Here is a 21,392-nt window from a genome sequence, read left to right as displayed (position 1 = left end):
GTTACTCCACTACATGCAGCTTGAGCGTCATGGAACCATGCCCCGAGCCACAAAAGACGGAGCAGTGCCCCACAAAATCGCCGGTCTGCTGCGGCGTAAACTGCACTTCTCCTGTCTTTCCTGAGCGAGCATTCACTTCAACGTTCAACTCGCGAAAACGAATGCCATGCGCCACGTCTTCGCTCTTGATAACCAGCACAACTGGCTGGCCGCGCTTGATGGTGATCTCCGCAGGCTCATAGGAAAACTTCTTCGCTGTCACTTCAATGCGTTTCGGTGCGGAAGCATCTTGTGCGAGGTTGACATTGGTTACGGCAGTTGCAGCAAAAAACAGGATCATGGAAGCAAAAATAGTTTTCGGATTCATGCACTCTTCCCGGAACGTATGGATTCACGTAAGACAAAACGCATTCTCAAGCTAACTGGGTCAACCTATGTGGTTGTCATATGTGAGTCAGACGATTGTCAGAATTCTGTCGCAGTCACTTCGCCGCAGCGATACAGTGTGCATCGGTTGCATGCGTGCGATGCCACATCTCTGTGCGTCCCAGCAATGAAATACCCAAATATCCCCGTAAACTCAGCGTGTCGCCTTCCAGCGTCATCCTTCCGCGATAAGTATTTCCAGAACGAGGATCGTAAAGCCGCCCCTGCGAGGCATGCGCTGCATCGTACACATGGAATCCGCTGCCAATCTGCAGATCACAGAGCGAACGCGCCCGCAGGGAAGCATCAGGATTATGAGCATCCGTGGTTGCAGGCGCATTGGGACTGAGCACGCGCAACCGCATGCAAAGCTCATCTCCACAGCGCTCAATGCGAACGACAGAGCCGCCCGGCTCCTGCCAGTCACCCAAAAACGCGGTATCCTGCGCCGACGCATGCGCGGCACCCACAAGAAGCATTGCAACGCACGCCCATCTCACAATCTCGCAGTCTCCATTCCCGCGCCGGGAACGCGCGTTGCAAGAAAGATCTCGCGAAGCACAGGAGGCCACAGTCTCACAGCGTGCATCATCCACGGCGCCGTAACAATCAGCCGAGAAATCTGCGTAGCCAACTGTATGCGTCGTGACAACTGCTGCCGAATTTCCTGCTGAAAATCAGCTTGTGATGTGCCCTGGAGATACATCCGCGCAGCGCGGTGCGCCGTATCGAGTGCAATCGCCATGCCATCGCCACAGAAGGAAGGAATGACGGCAGCCTGGTCTCCGAGCCGCCATGGAGCAGGTCCATTCCTCTGCGGTGCGGCGCGAAATCCATACGGGATCGCCGAAAGCGCCAGCGGCTTCTCAAGCATCTGTTTCGCACCACTGAGCCGTCCAGCCAAAAACGGAGAATGCTCCTGCATGTACTCCAGCAGTGACTCCCAGCGCCCACCGAGCCGCTGCAGGCGGCTGCGCAACACCAGCGCGCAAAGATTCGCGCGGCCACCTTCCACTGGCTGCAGGCCAGTATAGCCTCCGGGATAAACAACTAACTCCACATGTCCCGCGAGATTCCTTTGTTCTTGCGGCGAAAGTGCAAAGTACATCTTGAGCGCAACAAGCTCGCTCTGTGTGCCATTCTCCGTGCGCGCCCATCCGCGCAGGTCGTGCTTGCCAGTAGCAAGAAATGCTTCCCGTCCACGCATCCACATTGACGTGTGTTCGGCATCGGTAATGCGCGCATGCCAGTCTCCGCAACCATCCCACGCCGGGCTCTGCTCAAGATGTTCAACAGTAAAACCGCGCAGTACATTGGCGCCGGCCTTCCTGGCACTGGCTAGCAGAGCCTCGTCAAGCACGCGCCGTGTGAGCGCCCATCCCTCTTCGGGCAGCTCCACTTTTGCAATCACATCACGAGTGGCAATACGAAGCGCATGAATCCGTTGTGCCCCCAAAGCCGCAGGGCGAACCCCCATTTGCGCAAGCAGCGGCAGCGCCTCAGGACTAAGAAACTCACCACATACCTTGTCGCGCGCTTCGCGGCTTCGCTCCAGCAGCACCACGCTGCGTCCGGCAGTGGCAAGCTCCCGCGCCAGTGCGGCTCCCGCCGGGCCTCCGCCCACCACAAGCGCGTCATGAGACAGCAAAGGAATCATGCCTTCTTCTCTCGCGAAACACAGATTCGCACCGGCCATTGCGCAGAGATGTGTACATCGCCGCCAGCAATTCCAGCCTGCGCCACATACCTGCGCCATTCCGTCGGCAAAAAAGCGCGCCGAATCGAGATCACGCCATCCTGCCTGACAAAGGAATGCCACTGTGCCGCCCATGCCATAGCGTGAAAACCCGCCACCGCCACGCGTGAGCGATAGAGATCGTGAATCAGCCACCCATGCAAAGCCGTGTGCTCCATCCAGTCAAGAAAACGCACAATCCCGTCATCATCAAGATGATGCGCAAGATAAGAACTCACAATCAGGTCTACCGGCTCATCAAACAGCTTCGCATCACCCACAACCCAGCGAATCGCACTCCCCGCGGGCGTAAATTCCTGCGCTGCACGGATAGCATCCGAGTTAAGATCAACTCCAGTCAGCACAACAGGAATACGCTTGGCGGCAGCCCACTGCTCCACGCGCTGCAGCAAATGCCCGCCGCCACAGCCAGCATCGAGAATACGCAGTGTCGTGCCGCTACTAGAAAGGCGGTCCAGCCAGCGAAGAATCAACTTGTGCGATCCCAAAACGCTGCCGATGCGTCCAAGGTCATGCAGGCAGCTCCGCAACTCTTCATAGCCGCACGGCTCATCCATCCATTCCGTAAGCGCCGCGCGATGGCGCGTGGAGCCTCGCAAGCCCGCCCCGGCTTTTATCTCGCGAGCCATCCACGAAATCTCAGAGAACATGAAAGCTCATCGTTTCCGCCGTCAATCCCGGCCCAAAGGAGATTCCACACCCACGCTGTCCGTTACGCGCCGTGTGCATCAACTGCTCCAGCACAAACATTACCGTCGCCGAACTCATGTTGCCAAAGGCGCGCAGTACAGAGCGCGACGTACCAAGCATTTCCGGCTCAAGCCCCAACCCTTCTTCCACTGCATCCAGGATTGCCCTCCCGCCGGGATGCACGGCCCATAGTTCTGTGTCGCTTTGTGGATTGAGCTGTGTAGCGTACTCCCTCATCGCATGTCGCAACGCACCCGGCACTTGGCTTGAAAGCTCCATGTTGAAGCCGCCATCGCCAATGCGCCACGAAATCATCTCCTTCGTCTGCGGCACTGAGATAGCGCGGAATCCATCAAGCGCTACGCCTGCGTCATCCATGCGAATCAAGCTGGCGGCACAGCCATCTGCAAAAAGCAGGAAGGAAAGTATCTTCTCTATCTCGCTCGTTTCCTGAAAGTGCAGGGAGCAGAGTTCAAGGTTCACCATCAGCACGCTCTTCTCCGGCTGCGAGCGCACAATATGCCGCGCCAGCTTGAGCCCATTGATAGCGGCATAGCAGCCCATAAAGCCCACCATGGTACGCTCGGTGCCTGGCTCAAGTCCCAGGTAGTCCATGGCCACAAAGTCGAGACCCGGCGCAAAGAGCCCCGTGCAGCAAGTAACAATAATGTGGCCGATACTCTTGCGTTCTTCCTCTGTGAGCGCAAGCCTGTCCAGCGTACGGCGCAGTAACTCCGGCGCAAGCTGCTCAAAAAGCTCCATGCGCTTGGCCGTCGCTGGAAAATCTCCCGTGCGATAGAGCACATGCCCATTCACCGAGCCTGTCTCGCCATTCTCTCCTACGCGAATAAACGAGTAGCGATGATCGATGGCGGACCTGCGTGCCAGCGCTCGCAGCAAGGTCTGTTCTCTCCCCTGCATAAGCTCAGAGGCATACTCCACAAATGCGGCATGCACGTCATGCGGGGGTGTTGCCGTGGCAATACGGCTTATACACACTTCACTCATGAACGCGCCTCATATTCTTGCCGCGCATCGGCGGCATCGTGTTGCGTGGTTCCCATTTCACGGCGCAGACCTGCCAGTTGCAGCGCAACGCGCCATACAAAAGCCGGATTGTTCCGCAGATAGCGCGGCGCAAGACGACGCGGCTCCTGCACCATCCGATGCAGCCACTGTAAACCTGCGCGCTTCACCCAGCGAGGACAATCCTGCAGAAGGCCCGCATGATAATCAAAAGCAGCGCCCACGCCCACCAGCAATGGCACCTGTAAGCGCTCCACGTACCGCGCCATAAACCGCTCCTGCTTCGGTGTGCTGAGGCCGACCCATAGGATCTGCGGCCGAGCCCGGTGAACCGCTGCAAGCATCTCCTCTTCTTCGTTCTCAGAAAGCGTGCGAAAAGGCGGCGTCCACGTTCCTGCTACGCATAGGCCGGGAAATTTTGCCTGCAGTCGATCACTTAAAATCTCCGCTACGCCCGGCTTCCCGCCATAAAGAAAAATTCTGTAACCGCGTTCCGCAGCAATACTGCACATGCATTCCATGAACTGTGGGCCTGTAACATAATCCATCTGGTCAAAGCCCTGCATATGTCCAACCCAGCTCAGCGGCGTTCCGTCCGGCGCGTTCAAGATCGCGTCATTCAGAATCTCGCGCAGCGTCTCATCTCGCTGTGCCTCCATCACGCCATGCACGCTCGTCATGCACGCGTAACCAGACCCATTGCGTTCAATCCACTGGCAGGCCATCCTGGTTGCCTGTTCCAGGTTGATCGCCGATACCCGCACGCCAAGAACATTCGCGTGCGGATGTACAAACTTGACGTCCCGCATTTCCTCTCCCTCGGTGCGCATTCTTCACGCACCGCCCAGCACAACTCCAAACCTGTCGCGGCTTTCAATGGATCGAGTCTCAATTAACCCGCGATAAAATCGCATGTATTGCACGCTCACCGCTTCTACTGACAACTGTGGAAAGCTCACCGCTTCCTGCCGTGGAGCCTGAAGCGCTCGAACAATAGCCTCAGCAAGCGTGCTCTCGGCATCGCCGCGCAAATCCACAAAGTGGCAGTGCTCCGCGCCAATCTCGCGATGCGCGCCAATCTCCGAACAGACCACGCGGCAGCCGGTCAGCAGCCCTTCAGCAACTGGGAGCCCAAAGCCTTCCGTAGAAGAAGGCGCAACCAGCGCCTCGCAGTTGGCATAGCACCAGTGCAGCTCGGCCTCACTCAGTCCGGATAGAAAACGTACATGTTCGCTTAACTTGCGTTCCGCCGCTGCACGATGAATTCGCGCCGTCTCCGGTCCGTTAATGCCGATAACAAGCAATCGAATCCGCGCATCAATTCTTCCTTCGCGGACAAGCCTCGCAAAGCTCCTTAGCAACAGAGGAATGTTCTTGTTACGCCTGTGCTGTGCCACGCACAGCAAAAAAGGCCCATCAGGCAGGACGTCCTTCGCAGGCCTTACCGCCTCGGGCATCGGCAGCACACAGTTGGGAATACACACTGCCTTCCTGCTCAGCCGTGCTGGGAAATATTCCCGCATTCGTTCCCGTGTTGTTTCGGAAACGCAGGCAATTCCATCCACTGCATTCAAGCACTGGCGCAGAATTCTGCGGTTCACCAGTGACTTTGGAAACCCAAAGTTGCCCGGAATCTCGCATGGATACAAGTCATGCAGCGTAACCGCCGCAGGGCAGGGAAGTGCGCGGGCATTCACCGGCACAGGATAAGCAAGATGCGCGATATCCACATTGAGCGCACGCGCCAACTCCGGTAGTTGTCTGTAATACCAGGCATTGCGTGCAACGGCGGAACTGCCCATCACGGCTTCATGCACAACCAGCCTTTCGCTCTGTTCCTTCACAACATCCCGCACAAAGTTTTTTGTAATCTTTCTCTGCCACGGCGCAATCACAAAATGAAGCGCACCAATCTCCTTGCGCAGCAAAAGCGCACGCACTGTATTGAAGGCATGGCGCTGCACACCTGATATTTCCGAAGAAAATGCCGCTGCAGCCATCAGGATTTTCATAACGATGCTGCCTCCTGTTGCCTGCTTATTCCTGCTGCGGCAGACGCGCTGCTCTCCCCTAGTTTCCGCATGAGCGGCACATAGACGAGAAGCGAGGAGGCGCCATACACCACGCGGCAGGCTGCGAGCCCCATCATGCCGCCGCGTTGTAAAAGAATTGCCATCAGCACAAGGAGTGCCCCACGCGAGCCAAGGCTGATAAGCGCCGCACTGCGAAACTGCCCGAAAGCGCAGAGAGCATAAACGCCGGTAACACTCAGTCCCATGAGCGCAGCGCCCGCAACAACCACCGGCAAAATCTCTACGGCTTGTCGCGCAATAGCCTCGCCAGCCCACACCGTCATCAAGCGATGTCCTACCAGCATCAGCCCCGCTACACCGCAAGCTACCATCAGCACATTACACGCAAAGGCCAGCACAAGCGTGCGCCGTAACGAGGTCGCGGACGAGTGCGCCACATGCCGCGACAGATAGGGAAAAAGAAACTGTAGCCCGGAAGCCGTAATGCCGTGAATGGGCTGCGAAAACTGTACGCACAACACATATGGAGCAACAGCTGCAGCTCCTGCCGAAACCCCCAGCAGAATGCGATCTACCTGCGCAAAGATGACTCCACCAAATGCCTGCAGCCATGGAAAAACGCCAACCGCAAACAATGTGCGCAATTCCTTCCAATCTGCTGCTGGAGCAAGAGAAGCACCACCAAGCATTCCTCGCGCCACGCGCCATTGCAGCACAGTGCCCACAAGAAGAAACACCCCCGTAGCAGCGAGAATGCTGACAACTCCTTGTCCTGCTGACGCCAGTGCCGCTGCCGTGCCAAGCGTCAGCCATCGCACCACGGCATTGATGCGCGTACTGCTTCCATATTCTTCAAATGCGCGTTGCGTGCTGATGCAGACGCTTTCCACGGCGCGCACAAGAATCAGCGCCGCCGCAATCCAGAGAGCAAGCACGCATTCACGCCATTCTTCCGGGTGCGCAGCAACGATCCGCCGTGACGCAATTGGAGCAACAAGCGCGACAAGCATGCAGATGCCGCAGCCAAGCGTGAGATTGATTCCCATCATCGCGCGCACGGTTGCTCTGATCGCCCCCTGTTCCGTGCTTCCACGCAGCCGTGCCACACGCTGAATGTTCGCGTCTGAAAATCCCGATGCAAGTATCCCGCCCGTGCTCACGACCGCCGTCGAGATCATCCACAGCCCATACTCCGCCGCACCAAGCCGGTGCAGCACCACCGGCGCGGCCAGCAGCATCCCCAGCGGATAAGCCGCATAATCCAGCACGCCATACGCGGCGTTTTTGAAATGCCGTTTCATGCCGCGCCCCGTTTCCTGTTTAGGCGTGTACGCGCCGCTGCCCATATCTCATCTGCCAGCACCCGCCGTGAATCGCATGTGTCCAGCTTGTTCCATGAATCTTCCGCAAGCACCCATGCAGCCGCAACGGCAACACTCACAGCCGTAAGCAGAAGAGCCAGCAGCAGCCTGGGCGGAAACGACTTCTTCTCCGGCACGCCAGGAGCGTCAATCACGCTGACCACCGGTACATCCTTCGCCTCTTCGATTCGCGCCAGTTCATACTGCTGCGTCAGCAGTTCAAAGACCGTCTCCTGTGTCTTTACTTTGCGATAAAGGTCAGCGTACGGCACCGCCAGTCGCGGCAACTGCCGTAGTTGCGGGCTAAGCTCGCCGCCGGTGCCGGCTTTACCAGCCGCAGGACTGGAAGACCCAGCTAAGTTTTCAAGCTCGCGCTTCAGCGAGGCAATGCTCGCCTCTGTCTGTCGCACGCGCACATTTGCATCTCCATAAATCTGCCGTAGCGACTCAAGCTCAGCCTGCGCCGCCAGCATCTCGCCTTCAAGCCGCGCGCCCGCATCCACCGTGGCTCGCGTCTGCTCCTTAATATCAATCGTGCTGTTCTTGCTGGAAAACTCGCTCAAATTAACTTGCGCTTTCTCCAGGTCTTTCTCCACAGAAGCCAGCCGTTGCTCAATAAAGATGCGCTCGCGCCGCGCTGTCGAGGTGCTTGTAGCAATCGTCAGCTTGTTCAGCTCATCGAGATACGCCTGAGCCATGTCTCGTGCTCGTATCGGACTTGTATCGGTTACTTCAAGCGTGATGACGCCGCTCTTGCGGTCATCCGAAATCTTGGTGCGCCGGGCAAGTTTCTTCGCCGCATCCACGCGATAGCGGCTGTGATACAGCTCTTGCAAATCAAAGCGGTCGATAATGTGGCCGCTCACCGTTCCACTGCGCATCAGGTCTTCCAGCAGCGCCGTTGTTGAATGGTTCGCCAGCAAGCTGCCCGCAAGCGTGCCCAGCGTACCCAGCCCGCCCTCGCGTGAGGCCATCGCAGCCAGCAGCATCGCTCCGGAGCTTTGCCCTTCCGGAGGCATCACTTTGGCCACCGACTTATATTGCTTCGGAATTACCAGCACAAGCCCAATGCTCAAAACCAGTGCAATAACAGCCACGCGTACAAGCAGTCTGCGTTGTCGCCACAGCAGCCATGCGCGCATCACCCAAAGCGGTTCTTCGGTTTGAAATGTTTCCATCGCTGTCGTCATCGTTTACAGCGCCGCCACCGCTGCCGTTATCGCAATTGAAGAAGCCACTTGCGCCGCACTCAGCAGGTTTCTCCACAGGTAAGAAGCGCCGATAATCTTCTGCGGAGCCACCACCACATCACCCGGATCAAGTTTGGTAGCGAGTACATCGCCTTCAAACCACCCATTCGAGCGCCGTCCCACCACGCTTCCATTGGCGCGAATAATAAAAATCTCCTTCCGGTTTGCCGCCGAATTCGTTCCCCCGGCACGACTCAGGTACCACTTCGCTGTTTTACCCGGTACAAAAGTCAGCGCTGTAGCGTTGTACACCTGCCCAGTAATCAGCACGAAGCCCGGCTGCTTCGGAATCGTCAACACATCCCCGGCACGCAGTTCCACATCCGCTGGCGTGTTAGCCCAACTCGCAATGTCCGCGCCGATGTGAATCACCATGCGTCCTGCTGGCGGATGATTCCGCAAGTCAGCAATCGCCTGCTCTTGCTGCGCCTTGATAAGCTGCAGTGCCGCGCCACCGTCTCCGGTGCTGGTAGCTGGAGATATCCGCGCCGCCGATGCAGTGGTCTCAATCTGCCGAATCAACTCATCGCGGCTCTTCTCTTCCAACTCACGCACCTGCGAACGAATCAGCACCGCGCCCGCAGGATAAGCCGTCGGCAAAAGTCCTCCGGCGCGCTGTAGAACCGTGCTCAACTTCTCTCCATCCTTAAAGCCATAGCTGCCCGGATAGCGCACCTGTCCTTCAAGGCGAACGGATTCTCCAATGTTTTCCCACCCCGTAATCTGGTGAACAGAGAGCACGTCTCCGGGCTTGAGCTGAACATCAGCGTTAGCATCGTTGCCCGCAACCGCCGCGCCCACGCGCACTGTTTGCACATCCTCCAGCACTTCATGTCCATCTACCACTTGATAACTCGCCAGATCAGCGCGGTCACGCAACGCACCGCGCTTGAATCCGCCCGCCATGCGCACCAGTTGCGCAGCCGTCATCCCCTCAGACATCGGATACTGGCCCGGCCGCCGCACTTCACCCTGCACCGTTACTCGCGGCGCATCGGTTTCGTAGCGGCTGTAAATGCGAATCGTATCGAAGGACTGCAACTCAACATTCGCGTTGCCAATCAGTACATCCGGCAGATGAAACTCAATCGTCTCTGCGTGCAAGTCCGGTCCAGCCAGCCGCACAATCTCTCCATGCGCATCCGGCTCAGGCAGCAAATCACGATAACTATGCAGAAGATCACTCAGTCGCATCCCCTCGTGAAACGCTACGCGTCCCGGTCGCGCCACATGCCCTTCCAGGTACACTGCCTTCTCGCTGTAAGAGAGAATGGGACGCACCAAAACCCGATCTCCATCCTGCACGGAAAAACTCTTCAGACTAGCTTCACCACCTGCAGGCAGCGTCAGCGTCTCACGATTTTTGTGTGCATCAATTCGCTCAATGGTGATGTGGTCCAGATCGGCAGCAGCCGTCAACCCACCAGCATCCTCAACCACCGCAGCCAGTGCGCCTTCCCCGGCTCTTAGTTCATAAATCGCAGGCCGCTTCACTGCGCCCGTAATCGCCACCTGTGCGCCAGCTGCGGGAACGCGCAGCGTATCTCCGCTCTGAAAGCGCGCACTGCCATTCCGCACTCCACGCAACAGAAAGTCATACAGATCTACCGTGTCCACCAGTTGCGATCCGCGCCAATGTTCCGCCACGCGCAGCGAGCCAACAGACGTAGGTCCACCCGCCGCATACAGCGCACTCACCGGCGTTGCCAGCGAGCTGATCTCATACGCCCCAGGCCGCTGCACATCACCCACCACAAATACGCGCACCGTATGCAGCCGCGCCAGGCTCACAGCCACCTGCACATTGCGAAGCTGCGGCTTCAGCGCACCAGCAATCAGTTGTTCCGCGCGCTCCAGCGTAAGTCCGGCAACTTGCGTCGAGCCCGCCTCCGGCAGCATCACCCGCCCATCACGCTCTACTACCCGTGTCAGGCTTTGCGTCATGCCGCCCCACAAATCAATCTGCAGCGTATCGCCCGGCCCCAGCACATAGTCCGGTCCTGCGGACATATCAAGGGAATCTCCTCCGCGCATCCCCGCACCCGCTCCACGCTTCACAAAGACATCCGATCCAAACCGTTTCAACGTCGTCGTTGGCTCAGGAACTTGTGTATAGGTATCGCGCATGGCGCGCAGATTGTACGGCGCTGGCTGGCGTAAAACCCGCGGCTCATCCGTAGAAGAGTTTCCACGCTCCACCCTTGCTGGCTCGCGTGCGGCAGTTGAATCAGGTAAGCCAGCTCCACTCAAGCCCGCTCCATCCAAACCCGCTCCCGTCGCCATCCCAGCACGTGAATCAGCCGACACTCCACTGCCGTTCAGCCCACCAGCCATCGCAGCGTAGGCACTTCCCCCGGAAGCATCGAGGGAATTCAGCGCACGCGGATTTTGCAGCGAGTCCATCTCTCCCGGCGTTAGCGACTGCGCGCTCGCCGCATCAAGGTCCTCTTGCGAAACAAAGCCGCGCGCCTCAAGAAATGCCGTCACACGCGCACGCACAGCCACACTGTCTGCAATTTGGCTGTAAAGCATCTGGTCGGAAATGTCATTCGCATCAACTTGCGTCCCTTGCTGTCGCATTCGGTCCGCAACCAGTTCTTTCAGCTCCACCACCAGCCCGGGATTACTATCCAGCAGCCGGAAAATCTTCTCCGTCGAAAGCACAGCAGGCGCAGACGAAGCTGACAATCCGCGGTTATCTACACGTCCTGCGGCATTCGAGTCAGTTGCCTGCTGTGAAGCATCACCCAGGCTCGCGCCCGATTGTGTATCCACTGGGGCTGAAGAAGGAGCAGGCGTAACCTGCGCGTACAGAGCAGTCGCGCCGCATCCCAGCAGCACGCCCGCAGTGCAGCGTGCAAACAAAACCCATAGTTGATGTTTTCTTCTTGATTCGTAGTTTTTCGCAATGTGCGGCATAGGCATATCCTGCTGCGTTCACCGTATCCACCGCACTGCGCGTGCGTGTCATGCCTCGGTCAGTGAATTGTCATTCCTTTGTTCGCCGCGCAGAAAGCCGTAGAATCTGTGCTTTCCAGCTCCTTCAGGCTGCGCCTCCACCGCCGCGATTCCCAAACGAACCGCAGCCCTTCCACCGCGTGAAAGCGCAGCCGCAGCAGCAGAAACCTCATCTGCAGCCAATACCGGCCAAGCCGTATACCGAGCGATTCTCCTGCCTGCCCCTTCACCACCATCGCCGGCAACCGTTTCGGAACCAGCCGCCCGCGTGCCGAGGTAAGCCCCGCATCCTGCCCGGATCTTGCCTCCACAGCAAGCCCGGTATTCCGCGTTTCATATCCTTCTTCTTGCAGTTGCCGCGCAAGCAGCACATACAACTTGTTCCCCGGAACGCAGCCCAGCGCGGCGCACCATCCATACTGTTCCACCCACAAGCGCACCGGCCTGCTCAGCCGGTCCACAGTCCACCGGGTAAAGCTCTCCGGTGCGCATTTACCCAGCATCAGCTCATCCAGCAGCGTAACCACGCCCAGCGCCCAGGCCGCAGCTTTTGTCTCGCGAGCGCGCTCCATCACTTCGTGCCAAAAGCGCTCATCGCCACACCGCGCTGTCACATGCCGATGAAACTCAACCAGGTGTGCTGCGCGATAGTGCGCACTGCTTACATGCTTGAACAGGTGAAGCCCCTGCCCAAGAAAAATATCCTGCGCGCATAGCACCGGCATCTCCACACCGCAAAGAGTGCGTGTCTCTCGCCGCGCCAATCGCAACCCGCCGTCCGTATCGTGTAACTCCGCATGAAGCTCCACGCATCGCCAGGGAACATTGCGATAGAGATTTTGCATCGAGCCATTCGGCACGGCGTAAGTTTTGAACTCCCAGCTACGCGCAGAAGCCGCATGCAGATAGTAGCCGCGCTCTTCCAGAATCTTTCCCGCCGCAGCCATCCCTTCCGGCGCCACCAGGAAATCAATATCAAGCTGTGAGCGCAACTCAGGCCGCGCAACGGAGTCCGGCGTAAGCGAAAGCCCCTTCAACAATGCAAAGCTCACACTCACATCATTCAGTGCATCACGAATCGCAACAGCCTCATCAATCATCGCCTGCGTTCGCACAGCATTGTCGGCAAGATTCTTCTCCAGCCGCCGCCACACATCTGCGGGCAGCAGCGTGTTCTCGTCCATCTCCTGCAGCCGGTCGAAAAAATAAAGCGCCAGGCCGCTTACATCCAGCCAGCGCAGCAGCCCGCGCCACTCCTCATCCTTCACGCGAGCAAGCGGCGCAATGCCTTCCCGCGATCCTTCACTCACAATCCGCATCACTGCACGTTGAATTGCTTCCTGTCGGGACCATCGCCGGGGCTTCGCTATAAAAGAGTGCGTCAACATCGGCTTCAACTTACTCCCGCACCCACCAGTGCATGTCACTCCGTCGTCAACGCTTTGTCACTGTGTTGTTGCTGCCCCAAATGGCGCGCTATTCCCGTGTTTTTCTCTTTTCGCAACAACAATTTCGTCAATGACAATCCGCTGACAAACAAACGACCTTCCCAAGACACCCCCAATTCACAGCGCCGCTAAAGTCACACTCATGCGCGTCCTCCTTGCAACCGTCGCCCTCGTAACGCTCTCTGCAGCGGCGGTCTCCTCCCCTGCCTCGGCACAGGACGCGCCCCTGATCTCCGGGGGCGCGGCTTTCCTGCACTCAACCAACGCTGGCCAAACCTCATACCTGCCTCTGATTGAGCCGCTTCTAGCCGCGCCCATCGGCTCGCATATACTCGTCGAGTCTCGCGCCGCCCTTGCGGAAAGCATCTTTCCCAGGCCCGGCGGCCAACCCGGCGACCACTCTACCTTCGTAGCCAGCCTCACCTATCTGCAGGCCGGCATCACCGCCACGCCACATCTCACTGTTGTAGCCGGCAGCTTTCTTGTCCCCTTCGCCACCTATAACGAGCGCCTGTCGCCCGTCTGGATAAGCAACTTTCAGGATGGCCCCATCACCGCGCCACTTGGCCTCATGTCCAGCGGAACCGCGCTAGGCGGCATGCTGCGTGGCAACGCCATCAGCAATTCGCATTACTCGATCGACTACGCAGGATACTTCTCCGCACGCAGCGGCAACGAGCAGTTCAACTCCGAGCGCTCCGCCGGAGGCCGAGTCAATCTTTACCTTCCTCCCCAGCGACTTGAAGTAGGTCTTTCTTATAACCGCCTGCTGCAAGGCACGCAGGAAAACTTCTACTCCACGCATCTCTGGTGGGAACCCAAAGATGCAGGCCTGCGCCTTCGTTCGGAGTACGCACGCGGCCATCATGCCCAGGGCTACTGGATAGAAGCCGACTACCGCACGCAGGCCTTTGGCGGACTCGATAGCTGGGTAGGTCGCATCGAACCCGTCTTCCGCATGCAGCAAACCTTTCGCCGCGACACCGTCGTAAGCGATGGCGTGCCCATGCAAAACACGCAGCGCGCCGACTTCGGCCTCAATTACAACCTTCCTCACAACACGCGAATCATCACCAGCTACTCGCGCCAGTTTTCTGCCACCGACAACCACAACATCTGGGAGACAGGAATCGTTTATCGCTTTCTCTTTCCCGCATGGAAGAGAAAAGCACAATGAAACCCACTTCCCTCAAGAGCAGCATCCTTGCTGGCCTGGCGGTATTGGCCGCAGTGGTAATGCCCGCGCTATACGCGGCGGCGCAAACCGGCACAAGCAATACGCCGCCAGCCCCGACAAAGCACGTGCACATCCAGCACATCGCCACACCGCCGCAAAGCGATGGCGAGCGTATCTTCCAGCGCAACTGCGCCCGCTGCCACAATGCGCCCGACGGCTTTCCTCCCAGCATCTCCGGAACAGTCGTACGCCACATGCGTATGCGTGCCAACCTCAGCGAGCATGACGAGCGCGAACTCCTCCGCTTCTTCAACCCTTAGAAGACCGCACTCAGGCAATTGAACAAATGAAATCACGGGAAGAGAATTCAGGAGGCGCAATGGCACAAAAACGGGCACTGGTATGCGGTGCGGGTGGCTTCATCGGAAGCCACCTGGTAAAGCGCCTCAAGCAAGAAGGCTTCTGGGTGCGTGGCGTCGATCTAAAGATGCCGGAGTTCAGCTTCTCCGCCGCGGATAGTTTCGTAGTCGCAGACCTGCGAGACGCATCCACATGGCGCAGCATTCTCGACACGTCCTTCGACGAAGCCTATCAACTAGCCGCCGACATGGGCGGCGCAGGCTACCTGTTTACAGGCGAGCACGACGCTGCCGTCATGCACAACTCCGCCATGATTAACCTGCACATGGCGAACTTCGCATTGCGTGCAGGCGTCGGAAAAGTATTTTATTCCTCCTCCGCATGCATCTATCCCGCATACAACCAGGCAGACCCCGCCAATCCCGATTGCAGGGAAGCCAGCGCCTATCCTGCACAGCCCGATAGTGAGTACGGATGGGAAAAGCTCTTCAGCGAGAGGATGTATCTCGCGCATCATCGCAACCATGCCCTCAATGTCTGCATCGCGCGTTTGCACAATGTCTTCGGCCCCGAGGGAGCATGGCGCGGCGGCCGCGAAAAAGCCCCAGCCGCTCTTTGCCGCAAAATTGCCGAGCAGCCCAACGGTGGCGAGATAGAAATCTGGGGCGACGGAAAACAAACACGGTCTTTCCTCTTCATTCAGGAATGTATAGAAGGCATCCGCCGCCTGATGAACTCCAAAACATTCATGGGCCCCGTCAACATAGGTTCAGAAGAGATGGTCACCATCGACGAGATGGCGACCATGATTATGGAGATTGCCGGAAAGCAGCTCAGCATCCGCCACGTTCCAGGCCCCACCGGCGTTCGCGGACGCAACTCCAACAACGAGCTCATCCTCACCAAGCTTGGCTGGGCGCCGTCTGCCGCATTGCGCAATGGGCTTGCGCATACCTATCGTTGGATTGCCGCGCAGATGGAAGAAAGCGTAGCTGAAATCTCCATGACCGCGCATGTCGCGGGAGATTCCTCAACGCTTCCCTACAGCAGAGGGATATAACGCCTCAACTCTTTCGATAGCCCACATTGCAGCTTTAGTTTTCACGCCGCACAACAGGTCCAATCAGCAGTAGAAACAGCAGCGCAATCCCAAGCGCTGCCAGTGCAATTCCCATCAACGTATGCGGATACCCAAACTGCGTAAACAGAAACCCCGCGCCCGCTGTAGCCGCAGCACCAGCCAACGAATTCGCAAAGAGCGTCATCGCAGTAGCCGTACTGCGCTCCGCATCCGGCGTCACATTCATCAGCAGGTTGTAAAGCGCCGGCGAGCTCATCCACTGCGCTGCCGAATAGACAAGATACAGCCCTACCGCTAGCCGTACATCCGTCACTGTCGCCATGCAACCAAGCACCACGGCAGCCGCGGCCTGCATCGCCGCAATGCCTTTCACCATACCCAGCATTCGCGTCACCACTGGCATAAGCAGCCCCATGCAAAGCTGCACTCCCTGCACAACAGAAAAGATCACTCCCACCTGTTCCATCGGCACATGCAAATCGCGAGACAGGTAAAGATTCGCGAACGGAGTAAACGTCGCCAACACCGCAGCCCACAGCGCCATCAGAGGCAGATAGCGCCAGAGGAACGGACTGAGCCTCCAACCCGAAAGCCATGCACTCCCAGCCTTCGTCCCGTCCTCATGAACCTCTACAAATCGCAATCGATAAATCGCAAACAATCCCAACGGCACCACCGCGCAGGAAGCCAGCAAAATCCATTCCTTCACTGCGACAGCCGAAAGAGCAAATCCAGCCATCTGCATCCACTTCTGCAGATAGCTGCACACTACGCCGCCCAATATCGCAGCGCCCACGCTTGCGGAATAAGTAAGGCCGTACGCCGTTGCCCTGTGTTCTTCTCTCGTCAACCGCGCAACCGCAGGCAGATAGCAAACACCCCACGCAGACATCGCAATTCCCGCAACAAACGCCAGCACAATCTGCGCAGGCTCCCAAACCCAAAGCACGCGTGCCGCATTCGACAACGGCGCCGCAACAAACAAAGCAGCCATCAATCCGCGCAGTCCCATCCTGCGTGCCAGCGCACCGGCAGGCAGAGTTCCCGCCATCGAGCCTAGCGTAAACGCCCCGCCAACCAACCCAATTGTGCGATCAGAAAAGCCGCGATCCATCAGGTAAAGATTGAAGAGAAAGAAATAGATAACGAAGCCCGCGTCATAAAAAAATGCCGCCGTAAAAAACATCCAATATCCGCGGCCAAGATTCTTTTCGCGAAGCCATGCAACCGGATCACTCCAGAACACCGCACGTTTTACCGCAGTCTGCTCAGTCAGGGACGATGGTTCCATCATCGTCCCTCCCGCACCAGCATCTGTAGTCGCACAATCGCATCCTCAAGCCGCGAATACCGCAGTTCAAGCACGCCACCTTCCAACAATCGCTCCAGCACTTCGTACTGCTCAAGCCGAACCTGGTCCGGAGAAAAGAACGCTTCGCGCATCGAAGCCCTTGCCGCATCCTTGCTATAAGGTACAATCTCAGCCGGCCCGCCCTGTCTGCGATTCAGAAACACAAGAAAGTCCGCTCGCGCCGTCTCCGCACAATAAATCCCCGGCATCGATGCGGTAGGTACCTCAATCGACGGCTTGCCCGCAGCCCTTGGCGTAATCTCTAACCCCTCCAACTCCGGAAACAACTCTGCCGCACTCGGCCGAAAGCGTATCTGATGACAAGTCCCAATCACCTCACGAGCATCGCCGTCATTCATCAGCAGCGAAGCATCGTCACTGACATACGTCCATCCCGCACGCGCGCAAGCATAGGCCAGCGTGGACTTACCCGCACCCGACTCGCCGCTAAGCAACACGCCTTTGCCATCCAGCGCCACGCACGCTGCATGAATCGGCGTCACATAGCGCGCCGACACACAACTCATCGGCATCGCCAACAGAAAATACTTCGCATATAACGGATAACGCAGCGTAGCCCGCGTCATCACAATGCGCGACTCGCAGCGGTTCAGGTCAATCAAGCAATAGTTATTCGCATCAGCAATCGAAACCCACACACCGGAGATGAGCCGATGCGTTGGCTCAGGCGGACATTCCGTAGCATCGTTCTCCGTCACCCATACCTCGACGCGCATCGGTTCCATCTCGCGCCGCATGGAAAACGCGCCCCAGTTTTCCCCGCATAGCCGAAGCACCTCTTCTGCATTCGTCCGCACAGAAAACGGAAATCCCCATGCGTAGAAGGTGCCTTCCAGCGCAAGCTCCGGCATCTCCATCGCATGCTTCTGCACAACGTCGCTCCGCATTGGTTCGCAAGCAACCACTCTCTCCTCCATGCTCAGAAAAGAATCCGTCCTGCAAACTGAATAATCCTTGGATTCGCAACCGTTCCCGTAATCAGCCCAAATGTGGAGCTTGCCGAAGGATGCTCAAGCGTCGGGTCGGTATAACCAAGAGAAGTATTGGGATTGCCAAACTGCGGCGTATTCGTCAGGTTGAAGAACTCCGTGCGAAAGTGAAAGCTCAGCCCTTCCTTAATCGGAAACGCCTTCTCAATCGCCATGTCGAAATTGTGCTGCCCCGGCCCGCGTAACATTCCTACGCCGCTGTTGCCAAAATCCTGATCGGCAAGGCTTGTTCCAAACGGAGCCTCCGGCGCGCGCGTAAATGCAGCCGAATCCAGATAGCCATTCGCCACACGCGAAAACAACGACCCATGCGTATACGGATTACCTCCCGCCGTCTCCGCACGAACCTCGCCCGGAATCAGTCCATAAACAGACCCTGCATTGGTGTCGAAGACACTCTGCGGAATCCCTGTCTGAATCACCGCAATCCCCGAAAGCTCCCAGTCATTCGCCACCCACCGCGCAGCAGCCGAGTTCACGCGCAGCTTCGGAGTCTGCCACATAAAGCTCGCCACAAACCGATGCGTGCGGTCCGACCCCGCCGGACCATACGACGAATGCCGCAAATCACGCTGGTTATTCGTAGGCAACTGCAACTCAAACAAATCCGTGCCAACCTCGCCGTTCACTTCATCCAGGTTCTTTGACCACGTATAGCTCGCCTGCATCTGCAAGTTGTGTGCCAATCTCCGCGTCAACTGAGCCTGCAGCGCGTTGTAGTTCGCAATAAAATTGGAATCCGTATATAGCGAACCCTGGCTAACCCCCTGGATCGGCATGCGTGCATTTACGTTCTCAATCGAATTCGCAATCTCACCATTCACCGGATTCTGCGGACTAGCAAGGTATGCCTGGTCAAACTCCCACTGCCCCGACCGATGCTGCGACCGCGTACCCACATACCCAACCGTCAGCAGAAACCCATGCCGAAGCTCCGTTTCCACATTCAGGTTGTACTCATGCGTACGGCTATCCAGCAGGTCTGGATTCGTAGCCTCAATAAACGGCGTAGACGTACTCGTCCGCGGAGCAAACACCGGAAAGTTCTCGCTCGCTTCCACCTGCGGAACAAACGGACTCGCCAGCGTCGCATTGCCGTTCGGTGCACCGCTCACAATCTGCAACATAGTGAACGGAGGGTCATTCACAATCTGCTCAGCAATCGTTGCCGAATGCCGGTCATAGTAAATGCCATAACCACCGCGCACCGCCACCACCGGCGAATCCGAAGCCTGCCATACAAAACCAATTCGCGGAGAAACATCCCCATGCGGCGTCCTGTAAAGCGACGCATAAGGCGTACGCGCAACCCCTTGCGGAAAGCTGCCCTTATAGTTCGCTGGCAGCGTAAAGCCAGAAAATGTTCCCGCATCCGGCACAGGCCCAGTCGTAGCAAGATTCGGATTGAAGTTCGCAAGCAGCCCCTTCGTTTCAGAAGGCGCGCCAAATATCTCGTAACGCAATCCAAGGTTCAACGTCAGCCGATGCGTCAGCTTCACATCATCCTGCGCAAAGCCCGCCACATCCGTAAACCGCTCGTTACGCCGATAGATCCCCCCACCAGCCAGGCTGGTCGTCACATTGCTCAGCCCCTGCGGACTGCCATTCTGTCCCGGCCCATTTCCCGCGCTCTCGCCAATCAAAAAATCCGCAAAGGTGGAAATCTCTAAAAGCCCATCCGTCTCTTCCGGAAAATCCTGCCCCACCTGGTGCCTCTTAGCCTCGCCACCAAAGCGCAGGTTGTGCCGCCCATGCGTCCACGCAACTGTGTCCTGCCAGATAAACGAATTCGTCACCTGCCACATTGAAGGCGTGCCCGCATCGCCAAGAATGAACCCGCCCACCTGCACACCTGGCATGTTCAAACTCGCGCCCGTCGCACCCGTCGGCGCGCCCATCCCCACATCCGCCGCCGTCAGCGGATTCTCCACCGTAGAGTTCCCATAGAAGCGCATGTATCCAAAGCGCGCCACGTTCACCAGTCTCGCATTCACCACATGCGTATCCGCCAGCACAAACATCACGTTCTCGTTCAGCAGATTCGTGCCCCATCCCGGCACATTCGCCGCATTCGGAGAGAAGGCCTTCGTCGTCGGCGCATGCGAATAGAAAAACCGTTCTGAAAGCGTATTGCGCGGATGAATCAACTCATCCAAATCCGCCGTGAACTGGTCCTCGCGATAATGCGCCGGAATCGTGAACGTCGATTGCCCCACCGGCTGCTGGTCAGAGGCATCCGGCCCGCTCACCGGCAACGGTGTTTGCGGACTCGGCACCACAAACTGCCCATTCGCAAACTTCGCATTCAGAATCTTCAGCGCAATTGGGTTGATATTCGACCCATTGCACGCAATCTGCACGCCGCCCGCTCCAGACAAGTACCCGCTCGCAGGCTTGCCCTGTGCATTCAAATGCCCATCCGGGCAAAACTGCGCTCCCAGCGTAGCCGCGGAACGGTCGTTCGTCAGCAGCGGAAGAATCGCCGTCGTAGCATCGCCCAGCCCATTCACTTCCAGCAACCCTTGGTAAGCGCCAAAGAAAAACGCGCGATTATGAACAATAGGCCCGCCAAGTGAGCCGCCAAACTGGTTGTGATTCAGCACCGCACGCGGCTGCTGGGCTCTCTTCACAAAAAACAAATTCGCGTTGAGGTCCGTATTGCGCAAAAATTCCCAGGCGCTGCCGTGGAATTGATTTCCACCGCTCTTGCTCACCAGGTCCACATTCGCGCCAGAGCCTCTTCCATACGCCGCGTCATAATTCGCCGTCTGCACGCGAAACTCCTGGATCGTATCCGGAGCAGGAATCGCCGTACCCGCATCGGTCTGAGAGTTTGCGGCAGAATTCTCCGCGAGGTTGTTCGCATCAATTCCATTGAACTGAATATTGTTCGCCAGCGGAGACCCGCCATCCGACGCCACATTCTGCGTCCCGCTCCCCAGCGTCGTCGCATCCGGCAAGTCCACAACCACGCCTGGTGAAAGCCCAAGAATCTGCGTATAGTTTCGGTTGGAAAGCGGCAGTGACCGTACAGCGGCCTCGTCCACAAGCCCGCCAATCGTGGAGCTTTCCAGGTCAGCATTCGCAGCCGCTGCCTTCACCTGCACGCTCTGCCCCACCGCAGCAACCGCGAGCGTAATATTCAGCGCTGCCGTTTCGCTTGCCGTTACCGGAACCTCATCAGAAACGCTCTGCGCAAATCCCGTCGCATCGACGGTCACCACATACGTTCCCGGCGGCAGCACTGGTACTTGATAAAAACCCGCTTCGGTCGTCACCACAAACCGTGACAGATGTGTAGCCACGTTGACCGCAGCCACCTTGGCACCGCTCACAGCGCGACCCGACGGATCATCAACAGACCCGGCAATCGCGCCCGTGCCCGGCGTCTGCCCCAGCGCATAACTCAGCAGTATCGCCGGCATTCCTATCATCACGACAACACTTCGCCACAAAATTCTTCTC

Annotated in this window: 17 protein-coding genes; 3 read left to right on the top strand and 14 right to left on the bottom strand. The window is 57.8% G+C overall.

All coding sequences use genetic code 11. The annotated features are described in order from the left end of the window. Nucleotide 1: 1 nt before the first annotated feature. From AC5S3R_RS03245 to AC5S3R_RS03195, 11 genes are all read right to left on the bottom strand, one after another. Nucleotides 2–367 carry a cupredoxin domain-containing protein gene (locus tag AC5S3R_RS03245; RefSeq protein WP_494265215.1) on the bottom strand — a complete coding sequence of 122 codons (366 nt, stop codon included), beginning with the start codon at nucleotides 365–367 and terminating at the stop codon, nucleotides 2–4. A gap of 115 nt (nucleotides 368–482) precedes the next feature. Beyond that, entirely contained in the window at nucleotides 483–926 is a 444-nt protein-coding gene (locus AC5S3R_RS03240) for a DUF2147 domain-containing protein (protein WP_494265214.1), read from the bottom strand. Further along, nucleotides 923–2,083 (bottom strand): NAD(P)/FAD-dependent oxidoreductase, encoded by a 1,161-nt coding sequence (locus AC5S3R_RS03235; protein WP_494265213.1) that lies wholly within the window; start codon nucleotides 2,081–2,083, stop codon nucleotides 923–925. The genes AC5S3R_RS03240 and AC5S3R_RS03235 overlap by 4 nt, the downstream gene beginning before the upstream one ends. Further along, on the bottom strand, nucleotides 2,080–2,832 hold the full coding sequence (locus AC5S3R_RS03230; RefSeq protein ID WP_494265212.1) for a methyltransferase domain-containing protein: 753 nt from the start codon (nucleotides 2,830–2,832) through the stop codon (nucleotides 2,080–2,082). Before AC5S3R_RS03230 ends, AC5S3R_RS03235 begins: the two co-directional genes overlap by 4 nt. Next, the gene (locus AC5S3R_RS03225; RefSeq protein WP_494265211.1) at nucleotides 2,822–3,880 is read right to left on the bottom strand and encodes a type III polyketide synthase; all 1,059 of its coding nucleotides are present in this window, start codon (nucleotides 3,878–3,880) and stop codon (nucleotides 2,822–2,824) included. Before AC5S3R_RS03225 ends, AC5S3R_RS03230 begins: the two co-directional genes overlap by 11 nt. Next, nucleotides 3,877–4,707 (bottom strand): WecB/TagA/CpsF family glycosyltransferase, encoded by an 831-nt coding sequence (locus AC5S3R_RS03220; RefSeq protein WP_494265209.1) that lies wholly within the window; start codon nucleotides 4,705–4,707, stop codon nucleotides 3,877–3,879. The genes AC5S3R_RS03225 and AC5S3R_RS03220 overlap by 4 nt, the downstream gene beginning before the upstream one ends. Nucleotides 4,708–4,731: 24 nt before the next feature. Next, nucleotides 4,732–5,910 carry a glycosyltransferase family 4 protein gene (locus AC5S3R_RS03215; protein ID WP_494265208.1) on the bottom strand — a complete coding sequence of 393 codons (1,179 nt, stop codon included), beginning with the start codon at nucleotides 5,908–5,910 and terminating at the stop codon, nucleotides 4,732–4,734. Next, nucleotides 5,907–7,232 (bottom strand): lipopolysaccharide biosynthesis protein, encoded by a 1,326-nt coding sequence (locus tag AC5S3R_RS03210; protein WP_494265207.1) that lies wholly within the window; start codon nucleotides 7,230–7,232, stop codon nucleotides 5,907–5,909. The genes AC5S3R_RS03215 and AC5S3R_RS03210 overlap by 4 nt, the downstream gene beginning before the upstream one ends. Beyond that, nucleotides 7,229–8,470 (bottom strand): GumC family protein, encoded by a 1,242-nt coding sequence (locus AC5S3R_RS03205; RefSeq protein WP_494265206.1) that lies wholly within the window; start codon nucleotides 8,468–8,470, stop codon nucleotides 7,229–7,231. The genes AC5S3R_RS03210 and AC5S3R_RS03205 overlap by 4 nt, the downstream gene beginning before the upstream one ends. 15 nt (nucleotides 8,471–8,485) lie before the next feature. Then, on the bottom strand, nucleotides 8,486–11,461 hold the full coding sequence (locus AC5S3R_RS03200) for an SLBB domain-containing protein (RefSeq protein WP_494265204.1): 2,976 nt from the start codon (nucleotides 11,459–11,461) through the stop codon (nucleotides 8,486–8,488). Between the two features lie 59 nt (nucleotides 11,462–11,520). Next, nucleotides 11,521–12,810, bottom strand: coding sequence for a nucleotidyltransferase family protein (locus tag AC5S3R_RS03195; RefSeq protein ID WP_494265201.1), 1,290 nt, complete (start codon nucleotides 12,808–12,810; stop codon nucleotides 11,521–11,523). Nucleotides 12,811–13,090: 280 nt separating this feature from the next. Here AC5S3R_RS03195 and AC5S3R_RS03190 point away from each other — a divergent pair, with 280 nt between their 5' ends. The 3 genes from AC5S3R_RS03190 to AC5S3R_RS03180 are packed head-to-tail and all read left to right on the top strand — an operon-like array spanning nucleotide 13,091 to nucleotide 15,545. Beyond that, nucleotides 13,091–14,125, top strand: a complete 1,035-nt coding sequence (locus tag AC5S3R_RS03190) for a hypothetical protein (RefSeq protein ID WP_494265199.1) — start codon at nucleotides 13,091–13,093, stop codon at nucleotides 14,123–14,125. Next, nucleotides 14,122–14,445: a c-type cytochrome gene (locus AC5S3R_RS03185; protein WP_494265198.1), complete on the top strand. Its 324-nt coding sequence runs from the start codon at nucleotides 14,122–14,124 to the stop codon at nucleotides 14,443–14,445. The genes AC5S3R_RS03190 and AC5S3R_RS03185 overlap by 4 nt, the downstream gene beginning before the upstream one ends. A 59-nt stretch (nucleotides 14,446–14,504) precedes the next feature. Further along, a complete protein-coding gene (locus AC5S3R_RS03180; protein ID WP_494265196.1) occupies nucleotides 14,505–15,545 on the top strand; it encodes an NAD-dependent epimerase/dehydratase family protein in 1,041 nt (346 codons plus the stop codon). Nucleotides 15,546–15,579: 34 nt separating this feature from the next. Here the strand turns inward: AC5S3R_RS03180 and AC5S3R_RS03175 are convergent, their stop codons facing one another. Genes AC5S3R_RS03175 through AC5S3R_RS03165 form a run of 3 tightly spaced genes read right to left on the bottom strand, consistent with a single transcriptional unit; the run spans nucleotide 15,580 to nucleotide 21,352 of the window. Beyond that, nucleotides 15,580–16,860, bottom strand: a complete 1,281-nt coding sequence (locus AC5S3R_RS03175) for an MFS transporter (protein WP_494265195.1) — start codon at nucleotides 16,858–16,860, stop codon at nucleotides 15,580–15,582. After that, entirely contained in the window at nucleotides 16,857–17,843 is a 987-nt protein-coding gene (locus tag AC5S3R_RS03170; protein ID WP_494265194.1) for an HPr kinase/phosphorylase, read from the bottom strand. The genes AC5S3R_RS03175 and AC5S3R_RS03170 overlap by 4 nt, the downstream gene beginning before the upstream one ends. A gap of 14 nt (nucleotides 17,844–17,857) precedes the next feature. After that, entirely contained in the window at nucleotides 17,858–21,352 is a 3,495-nt protein-coding gene (locus AC5S3R_RS03165; protein WP_494265193.1) for a TonB-dependent receptor, read from the bottom strand. Between the last annotated feature and the right edge of the window lie 40 nt (nucleotides 21,353–21,392).

This window comes from Occallatibacter sp. FHG110214_02 (assembly GCF_059115385.1).
Note: the sequence above shows the minus strand (reverse complement) of the source record. Positions and strands in the feature narration are given on the sequence as shown.

Excerpts from the sequence above, each read along its gene's own strand:
- AC5S3R_RS03245 (WP_494265215.1), bottom strand. The coding sequence starts at position 367 with ATGAATCCGAAAACTATTTTTGCTTCCATGATCCTGTTTTTTGCTGCA.
- AC5S3R_RS03235 (WP_494265213.1), bottom strand. The coding sequence starts at position 2,083 with ATGATTCCTTTGCTGTCTCATGACGCGCTTGTGGTGGGCGGAGGCCCG.
- AC5S3R_RS03230 (WP_494265212.1), bottom strand. The coding sequence starts at position 2,832 with ATGTTCTCTGAGATTTCGTGGATGGCTCGCGAGATAAAAGCCGGGGCG.
- AC5S3R_RS03225 (WP_494265211.1), bottom strand. The coding sequence starts at position 3,880 with ATGAGTGAAGTGTGTATAAGCCGTATTGCCACGGCAACACCCCCGCAT.
- AC5S3R_RS03220 (WP_494265209.1), bottom strand. The coding sequence starts at position 4,707 with ATGCGGGACGTCAAGTTTGTACATCCGCACGCGAATGTTCTTGGCGTG.
- AC5S3R_RS03215 (WP_494265208.1), bottom strand. The coding sequence starts at position 5,910 with ATGAAAATCCTGATGGCTGCAGCGGCATTTTCTTCGGAAATATCAGGT.
- AC5S3R_RS03210 (WP_494265207.1), bottom strand. The coding sequence starts at position 7,232 with ATGAAACGGCATTTCAAAAACGCCGCGTATGGCGTGCTGGATTATGCG.
- AC5S3R_RS03205 (WP_494265206.1), bottom strand. The coding sequence starts at position 8,470 with ATGGAAACATTTCAAACCGAAGAACCGCTTTGGGTGATGCGCGCATGG.
- AC5S3R_RS03200 (WP_494265204.1), bottom strand. The coding sequence starts at position 11,461 with ATGCCGCACATTGCGAAAAACTACGAATCAAGAAGAAAACATCAACTA.
- AC5S3R_RS03190 (WP_494265199.1), top strand. The coding sequence starts at position 13,091 with ATGCGCGTCCTCCTTGCAACCGTCGCCCTCGTAACGCTCTCTGCAGCG.
- AC5S3R_RS03185 (WP_494265198.1), top strand. The coding sequence starts at position 14,122 with ATGAAACCCACTTCCCTCAAGAGCAGCATCCTTGCTGGCCTGGCGGTA.
- AC5S3R_RS03180 (WP_494265196.1), top strand. The coding sequence starts at position 14,505 with ATGGCACAAAAACGGGCACTGGTATGCGGTGCGGGTGGCTTCATCGGA.
- AC5S3R_RS03175 (WP_494265195.1), bottom strand. The coding sequence starts at position 16,860 with ATGATGGAACCATCGTCCCTGACTGAGCAGACTGCGGTAAAACGTGCG.
- AC5S3R_RS03165 (WP_494265193.1), bottom strand. The coding sequence starts at position 21,352 with ATGCCGGCGATACTGCTGAGTTATGCGCTGGGGCAGACGCCGGGCACG.